Source organism: Bradyrhizobium sp. MI1.10, assembly GCF_055811035.1.
Window position 1 is genome coordinate 13,844 of the sequence record NZ_JBVVPN010000078.1, and the last position, 7,542, is coordinate 21,385.

Consider the following 7,542-nt stretch of genomic DNA (forward strand, 5'->3'; position numbering starts at 1 on the left):
GAGCGAGCCGGTGCTCACCACAACAGCTGCCGCGCTGACCGATCCGACCAGCGAGGTGTCGCAACCGGCCGACACCGCCAGCGTGGCTGGCAATGCTTTGGCGGTTGCGGCACCGGCCGCTAACATGGCCGAGCCGGTGCTCACCAGCGCCGGAGACACGCTCAGCAACCCCGCGACCGAACCGGGAGAGCCGGCCGTGCCGGACACCACCAGCGCTCAAACTCCTGGATCGGCCGAAACGCTTCTTGCTCTCGCCACCACCGCTGACGCACCGATCGAGAGTTCGGGATCCGCCACCACTGCCCCGGAGAACGTCATGACGGACAAATCAAATGCCGCGGCGACGACCGCCGTCGCGAACGATGTGATCGCGTTGAACGATGCGCCACCGCCTCCGGCAGATTCGCTGTTCAACGGAACCCAGTATACAGATTACGGCGTCACGCTCAGCAGCGACATCGCGCCCTCCCAGACTGCCGCGTCTCAGGGGGACGCCGCATCGGCTCAAGACGTTTCAGCGCCGGTGGCTGCCGACGTCCAAAAACCCGCGCCGCCGCCTCCCGACATCTTGGATAATACTTCGATTGATCATGTCGGGACTCATGATGCCATCCTCTAGTGGGAGGCAAACATGGCAGCTGTCGAGACACTGGACTGTCCGCCGCGCACCAACTCCGGGGCTCAACTTCGGGTCGCACCCGGCGGCGAAGCCCGCGACTACGTCGGACCTGTCAACGCGCTGGCCGCCTGGCGTTCGGTCGCGCGCATCAACCTCATAGCGGTCGCAGCATTTTCGGTCGTTGTGAATCTGCTGATGCTCACGTTGCCGATCTATCTCTTTCAAATATCCGATCGCGTGCTGACGAGCCGTAGTCTCGAGACACTGCTGATGCTCTCGGCTCTCGCGCTGACGTTCATCGGTATCCTCTCCATCGTGGACATTTTACGTCGACAGGTGCTGGGGCGTCTTGCGACCAAGATGGAAGCGGTGCTTGGCGGCGCAGTGCTGGCGAGCAGCATCAATAACGCCAGGGCCGGCGAGGGAGGAACCATCCAGGCGATCCGCAGCCTTCACCAGGTGCGGGGCTTCATCTCGAGCCCTATCATGCTTCTACTGATGGACGCGCCACTCTCGCCCCTCTACTTCGCAGTCATATTCCTCGTTCATCGACATCTTGGCTGGATCGCAGTCGTATCGGGCTTGGTCCTCGCACTGATTGCGCTGATCAACCAGAAAGCGACCTCGGAGCGTCTGAGCGAGGCAGGCCTGTATGCCGCCGAGGCCGATGCGGCGGCCGAGTCGCTGGCGCGAAATTCGCAGGTGATCAATGCGATGGGAATGCTGAGCGAAAGCATTCTCCACTGGGGGCGCCGGCAGGCGCCAGCACTGACGGTGCAGAGCCAGGCCCTTGACCGGAATTTCTGGATCAGCGGTGCGTCGAAATTCGTCCGGCTCGTGGCCCAGATCACGATCCTCGGCACCGGGGCCTATCTGGCCCTCCACGCCGAGATCACGGGGGGCATGATGATCGCGGCTTCGATCATTGCCGGCCGCGCCCTGCAGCCGCTCGAGGGCTTGATTGAGGGATGGCGCAGCTGCGTTCAGGCGCGATCGGCCTATGCTCACGTCAAGCAGGCGGTTGAGTCATTCCAGCGCGAGGGGCCTAAGCTGCGCTTGCCCAGACCGCAAGGGCGCCTGAGCGTTGATCGGGTCTTGTATTTGCCGCCCGGCTCGAAGGAGCCGGTGCTCAATGGTGTGTCGCTCGACCTCGCGCCCGGAGAGTCTTTGGCCATTGTCGGACCGTCCGGATCGGGCAAGTCGACCCTCGCGCGCATTTTGGTGGGTTGTCTGGTGCCGACAGCCGGCAAGGTCAGACTGGACGGAACGGAGCTGCGCAACTGGGATCGCCGCCAGTTCGGGGAATATAGCGGTTACCTGCCCCAGGAGGTCGAGCTATTTCCCGGGACCATCAAGCAGAACATCTGCCGCATGCGCGACGACTTGCCCGACGAGCGCATCTATGAGGCGGCGATGTTGTCGGGAATTCACGACATGGTCTGCCAGTTGAAGCAAGGATACGAGACCGTGCTCGACCGCAGTGGCGGGCCGCTCTCGGGAGGACAGAAGCAGCGCATCGCGCTCGCCCGGGCTTTCTTCGGTAATCCGTCCCTTGTCGTGCTCGACGAGCCGAACTCGAATCTCGACGCGGCGGGGGAGCAGGCTCTGACCGAGACCCTGCAGCGCGCCAAAAGGCGGGGGGTCACGGCGGTGGTCGTAACCCTGCGCCCGGCGCTGCTGAACAGTGTTGACAAAGTGCTCATACTGCGGGCCGGACGCGCGGAAGCATTCGGCTCTCCGAGCGAGGTGTTGCATCGCCTGGTTCGGTCCCCCGGCAGGGCCGGCGTTGATGAGCCGGTGCAGCCGCAACGCATCGAATCCTCGGGCGGGTGACCAGCGCGGGAGGACAGCATGAGAGCGGTAAAGGACGACATCGGCGAGTGGTACCGCGGTGTTCCGCTGAGCGCCAAATGGCCCATCTTCACCGGCCTCGCCATCCTGGTTGTTTGGCTCGGCTGTTTCGGCGTTTGGGCTGCAGTCGCCCCACTCAACAGTGCGGTCGTGGCTTCAGGCACGTTCGTGGCTACCGGGCAGAACAAGTTAGTCCAGCACTTCGAGGGCGGCATCATCCGCGAGATTGCGGTCAAGGACGGAGATCTCGTCGAGGCCAACCAGGTCCTCGTTCGCATGGACGATACCCCTGCCAACGCCAAGCTGAAACGGCTGGTTTTGAAGAAGTATCGACTGCTCGCCATGAAGGCGCGTCTTGAAGCTGAACTGAGCTCTTCGGATGCAATCGAAACTCCGGCCGAATTCAGCGAGAACGCTCGTGATCCAGAAATCAAAGCGATTCTTGAGCGGCAACGTGCCGAGCTTCAGGCGCGCCGGGCTAGTCGGGTGAGCGAGGAAAGCGTACTCTTGAAGCAAATCGCCGGGCTGGAGGAAAGCATCCGCGGATATCAGGCGCAAGTTCAGTCGACCAAAGAGCGTATTGCCTTGTTCGCCGAAGAACTGAAGGACAAGAATTCGCTTCTTGGCCAGCAGCTGGTGCGCAAGTCGGATGTGCTGGCGTTGCGACGCTCAGAGGCGGGTCTCGGGGGTGAGCTCGGCGAGTATCTCGGCCGCATCGCCGATTCGAAGGAGCGGATCGCTCAGGCGAACGAAAGAATAGCCCAGCTGCACGCGACGGCGCTCCGGGACGCGACCAAGGAGCTGCGCGAAACCGAGGCGGAGCTGGACGACGTTGAGGAGCAAATACGTGCTGCGCAGGATGTGGTTGACCGGATCGATGTTCGTTCGCCAGTCCGAGGTATTGTGGTGAAGAACAACTTCCATACACCGGGCGGCGTCGTCTCTCCTGGTGCCGTGATCCTAGAGCTCCTCCCGATTGGCGACGAGCGCATCATCGAGGCGCATCTGAATCCCAAGGACATTTCGCATGTGAGCGTTGGCCAGGAGGCGCTGGTGCGGCTGTCGGCACTCAACCAGCGCATCACGCCGATGGTCGGTGCGAGCGTCATCTACGTGTCAGCGGACGCCTTGGCGGAGCAAGTGCAGGCGAAGACCGAAACCCGTACCGACGCTGACACGCGTCGCGAATTCTACGTCGTTCGGGTGCGCCTGGACCAGGATGATGTTCTCAGACGAATGCCTGAATTCATCCCGACGCCCGGGATGCCCGCGGACGTTTACATCAAGACCGGAGAGCGTACGTTTTTCGAGTACATCATGAAGCCTATCCTCGACAGCTTCTCCCGCGCGTTCCGCGAAACCTGAATGGAGCGAGCATTTTCGACGTCCATGCCGAGCACTCGCGAGTACGGTGATCTCAAGCCCTTCGGTCTAAGGTTTGTAAGTGCGCGATCATAAGATCGCCTGTCCTGCTTCCGGACAGAGAGCGCCATTTATGTCGACGAGACCCCGGGTACGCTCTCGGTCCAATTCCTGGAGCGTGTCTTCATGAAGAGCAAGACTGTCACTCGGCTTGAAATTTGGCTCTGACCCATATGTGGAACGGCCCGGGCTGCAAGATCTTTTTCTGGTTGAACAAGGGATGACGGTGCGGTCATATGTTCGGCCTGTGAACGCGGCGCCTGGCCGCTGGCCACGATGATATCCGCGGAAGCAATCGCCCAATCAATTTCTCGCGCTCGAAGCGCACTGGGTCAGGCGGTCTGATTGCTACCGGAAATGACGTCATTCGGGGGTCATCCAGATTTGCACCTTGCCTCCTCGGCAGCTTTCTTCTTCCGCCGGAGAGCTCTTGAGATTAGGATTTCAGCATTGTAGCCGGCGCCTGATAGTGCCGCCTCTGACCAGCAAGGCCCAGATCGGGCCCGCGAGGAAATCGAGAGGCTGCTCGCGCAGATCGAGACCGTGCTGAGCCCGCTCGTTCCGGGAGATGCCGCCGCCCTGAGCGAGGAATGATCGTGGCTCGTGTCGATCACAGCGTACTGAGATCGTCCGGCACCTCGCCGAACTTCCCGATCACCTTGGCGTCGCCAAAATCGCCGCTCGACGGGTCTCCGGTCCGCGAAAAAGGCGACCGCGCCGTCGCAGCCTGGCTCTTCCGGGAGAGCGCTTCGGCGCGCATGACCGCGGCGTTGGCGCTTAGGCCCTCCAAAGCTTCGCCGGGCGCGACGCCGTCGTCGGCCATGACGAACGGAACGCCACGGGATAGGTGATGGCCATCGCGGTCACTCCCTGCGTTCGGATCCCGCTGCCGCGGACTCTGCCGCTCGAGTTCTTCGATGACCGTATCGCGGTCGCGGCAAACCGAAAAGGCCTCGAACTGTTATGTCGGTCATATCCTTAAATCAGTCGCTCTCGTCGGTCACACCAACCAAGGTGCTGCCCAGGTGAATATCCTTTCGAGGCCGCCGCACGCAGCTCGTGGGCCGCGGCGTCGAGAAAATCCATGGCGACCAACAACGCCTTGACCCTCCCGACGATCTCCGCCGCGGGTTCAATGGCCTATTTGGCGGCGTGCTCGAGATCGCCCCGGCGAGTGCAGCAGGTTCGGACATAGAAACGGTCTTCTGTACGCGGTGAGCGTGGTGCGACTGGGAGCCTACCACAGATTGTCGGGCATCTTGACGTGAAATGGTCCACGGTGGCGCGGCGACCATAACAATTAAATAAGGATACAAGCCGTATTAAATCTAGCGATCTATTTTACTTGGATTATAATTGGGCAATTGTGCCGGATGAACGCACAAGATCGCAGAGAGCGACTCCAGCATTCCTGCTTCGCCCCCCGAATGCAGGAGCCGTTTCTTCGAGTGCTTGAGCGGAGGGCGTGCCCTGTACTCGCTGGACAAGACGCGAAGGCGAGATTTTTCGGAAGCCTGTGAATTTTCGAACATCACAGACGTCGCTTCAGTCAAAGGATTATTAACTTTATTATTGAATTATAATGTGATAATAAGTCTCAATTTAATGTGACATTTAATGTTTCGATTGTCGGCTCCGGCACTCTAATCTTTTGGAAAATCCTGCAGGGGACCATGTGGATCGGGAGGAGAGGACAATGACCCAACGCAACATCCGCCCTCCGAACGAACACGACATAGGCAAACTTGAAGCCTTGGCCATGAAAGCCCCCAGCGCAGATATTGCTGCTCAGTTTGGTCCAAGTTCCGCAGCACCGAGGGTGGAGTTCCTAAAATTATTATTGACCGAGCCGGAAAAGTTAGAGCGCAATCATTGCGGTCGGGACCTTGGCCCATCAGGCTTTGATTGGCCGAATGATTAGAGCTTCGAAAAGAACGGAATCGGCGGATCGCCGGAGAGGCGCGTCAGGGGCACTGGTCGGCTCGAAGCAGCGCGTGCGCATCGACTTCACTGCCGCAGCAGCACTAAAAAAATGGCCTTCACTTGGAAACCAACGCGCAGCGGCATCGGTTAGTTCTTACCTTGTATTCGAGGGCACTTTGGACGCATGCATCCGAGCTTTCCTAGCGAAGCCTGCCAGCCAAGGTCATCTCTACGAGATACATACTGCTCCGCAAACGCAACTTGTTACGGCCGTGCTGTCCGCAGAACAGATAGCCGAAATCGCTCGGCTGCGAGATTTTCTTTGAGGAAAGCAAGCCCCTGCCGCTGCCGACAGGGCGTTGAAAGTGAATTGGCTAATCAAATTGTGAGCCAACTCTTCGGTGAGATTGATGGGTACGCACCATCGCCGCCGAATCATTGCCCATGGATTTGCGCTCCTCGGGCCTTGGAGGACACTATGGATGAGAAGAACCCTCATTCGAAACAAGTTACCAGACTAGGCTTGATCAGCTTCGGCCGTTCGAAAACAGATTGCACCATTCGCAGCATATCTGCGTTCGGTGCAGCCCTCGATCTTGCTGCAGATGAAAAAATTCCCGACGAATTTGCTCTGACTGTTATTCCCGACGGTGACCGCCGCCGCTGCGCGGTTGTCTGGCGTAAAGAGAAAAGAGTTGCTGTCGCGTTCTATTAATTAATGCGTCAGGGTCGCGGGCTGGAATGGCGGTCAAGGGCAACATGGATATCGAGCTCGCCGTGGATGCCATGGAGCTCGCCGAGCATCTTGACCACGCTGACGCAATATCGAGTGAATACTGGGACATAGCGGCCTTCGTGAAGACTGATTGTCGATGAAATTTGTGGCGATTGTCTGAAGTTAGACCATCCCGCCCCTATCGACGGCGCAGCGCCTTGTCGAAAGGAACCGGCCCGGCTGTCCATCTGAGGTTCCCGATATTCTGCGCGGCCTCCAAATTTCACATCGCGTCCACCAACGTCCGAGAGGAACCAACTGGTGTCTTCCTCCCTTTTGCGGGAAGTGACCCGCCTGACGATCGCGGCTGTGAAACTCGAAGGTAGGAGCGTCGCCGAAACGGCAGTTCGGTACTGCATGTCGGAATCAAACGTGAAGATCACCATCCATCGCGGATTGAAGGCGCTGGCGGCGCTCATCGGCAGAGAGACGCGCACATGAGGACGGAAGATCTGATGACGCTCTCGCACGCAATGCCCTACCAGTCGACCGGACGATGATTGGGCGCGGGTTCACTGCTGCCTTGCTCATCGGCGGAGCTTTCGCCGTCTGCATTGCGCTCGCTTTGCTCGGGATGCGCCCCGACCTCGCGACGTTGGCTGCCGTGGGTTTCGTAGCCGCCAAGCTGGTGTTCGCTGCCGCCGTCTTTGTGGTCGCGGCATTCTATCTGATGCGGGTCGCCCGGCCCGGAGGCGAGGCAAGGATATGCTTCCTGGCGATCAGCGACTGTCCGATGGCCCCGGCGGAAGTGGGCGCGCGGTTTTGTCTGCCACTTTTCAGCGCGCGAGTGATTTGATTCAAGCCGCAGAAGCTGACGCAATATTTTCTGTCGCTCAACAATGACCGCGGCTTGATGATCCCGGGCTCGCGACTTCGTCGCGCCCCGGCATGACGACCGTAACTCCCGTCCTGCGACCGTTCAGTTGGCGGCGCGGCGCAGGAAGGCCGGGAT

General features: G+C 59.9%; 6 protein-coding genes and 3 pseudogenes. 8 read left to right on the forward strand and 1 reads right to left on the reverse strand.

Annotated elements, in window-relative coordinates:
* The 3 genes and pseudogenes from AC0L3K_RS38630 to AC0L3K_RS38640 form a co-directional block, all read left to right on the forward strand.
* Positions 1–619: pseudogene (locus tag AC0L3K_RS38630) on the forward strand (hypothetical protein); the annotation flags it as partial.
* 12 nt (positions 620–631) lie between these two features.
* Positions 632–2,452 carry a type I secretion system permease/ATPase gene (locus AC0L3K_RS38635; RefSeq protein WP_007601780.1) on the forward strand — a complete coding sequence of 607 codons (1,821 nt, stop codon included), beginning with the start codon at positions 632–634 and terminating at the stop codon, positions 2,450–2,452.
* A gap of 18 nt (positions 2,453–2,470) precedes the next feature.
* Complete coding sequence (locus AC0L3K_RS38640) at positions 2,471–3,835, forward strand: HlyD family type I secretion periplasmic adaptor subunit (protein ID WP_219681371.1); 1,365 nt, start codon at positions 2,471–2,473, stop codon at positions 3,833–3,835.
* A gap of 667 nt (positions 3,836–4,502) precedes the next feature.
* Here the strand turns inward: AC0L3K_RS38640 and AC0L3K_RS38645 are convergent.
* Positions 4,503–4,715 carry a hypothetical protein gene (locus AC0L3K_RS38645; RefSeq protein WP_219681373.1) on the reverse strand — a complete coding sequence of 71 codons (213 nt, stop codon included), beginning with the start codon at positions 4,713–4,715 and terminating at the stop codon, positions 4,503–4,505.
* 873 nt (positions 4,716–5,588) lie between these two features.
* Between AC0L3K_RS38645 and AC0L3K_RS38650 the strand changes: the two genes are divergently transcribed.
* The 5 genes and pseudogenes from AC0L3K_RS38650 (at position 5,589) to AC0L3K_RS38670 (ending at position 7,386) form a co-directional block, all read left to right on the forward strand.
* Positions 5,589–5,813 carry a hypothetical protein gene (locus AC0L3K_RS38650; RefSeq protein ID WP_473368026.1) on the forward strand — a complete coding sequence of 75 codons (225 nt, stop codon included), beginning with the start codon at positions 5,589–5,591 and terminating at the stop codon, positions 5,811–5,813.
* A 480-nt stretch (positions 5,814–6,293) separates the two neighbouring features.
* On the forward strand, positions 6,294–6,530 hold the full coding sequence (locus AC0L3K_RS38655; RefSeq protein ID WP_007601788.1) for a hypothetical protein: 237 nt from the start codon (positions 6,294–6,296) through the stop codon (positions 6,528–6,530).
* Positions 6,530–6,649, forward strand: a pseudogene (locus AC0L3K_RS38660) (LabA-like NYN domain-containing protein); the annotation flags it as partial. The gene AC0L3K_RS38655 and the pseudogene AC0L3K_RS38660, both read left to right, overlap by 1 nt.
* A gap of 217 nt (positions 6,650–6,866) precedes the next feature.
* Positions 6,867–7,031, forward strand: a pseudogene (locus AC0L3K_RS38665) (sigma-70 family RNA polymerase sigma factor); the annotation flags it as partial.
* 55 nt (positions 7,032–7,086) lie between these two features.
* Positions 7,087–7,386, forward strand: coding sequence for an NrsF family protein (locus AC0L3K_RS38670; RefSeq protein WP_354129547.1), 300 nt, complete (start codon positions 7,087–7,089; stop codon positions 7,384–7,386).
* Positions 7,387–7,542: the final 156 nt, after the last annotated feature.

Excerpts from the sequence above, each read along its gene's own strand:
- AC0L3K_RS38640 (WP_219681371.1), top strand. The coding sequence starts at position 2,471 with ATGAGAGCGGTAAAGGACGACATCGGCGAGTGGTACCGCGGTGTTCCG.
- AC0L3K_RS38645 (WP_219681373.1), bottom strand. The coding sequence starts at position 4,715 with ATGGCCGACGACGGCGTCGCGCCCGGCGAAGCTTTGGAGGGCCTAAGC.
- AC0L3K_RS38650 (WP_473368026.1), top strand. The coding sequence starts at position 5,589 with ATGACCCAACGCAACATCCGCCCTCCGAACGAACACGACATAGGCAAA.
- AC0L3K_RS38635 (WP_007601780.1), top strand. The coding sequence starts at position 632 with ATGGCAGCTGTCGAGACACTGGACTGTCCGCCGCGCACCAACTCCGGG.
- AC0L3K_RS38670 (WP_354129547.1), top strand. The coding sequence starts at position 7,087 with ATGATTGGGCGCGGGTTCACTGCTGCCTTGCTCATCGGCGGAGCTTTC.
- AC0L3K_RS38655 (WP_007601788.1), top strand. The coding sequence starts at position 6,294 with ATGGATGAGAAGAACCCTCATTCGAAACAAGTTACCAGACTAGGCTTG.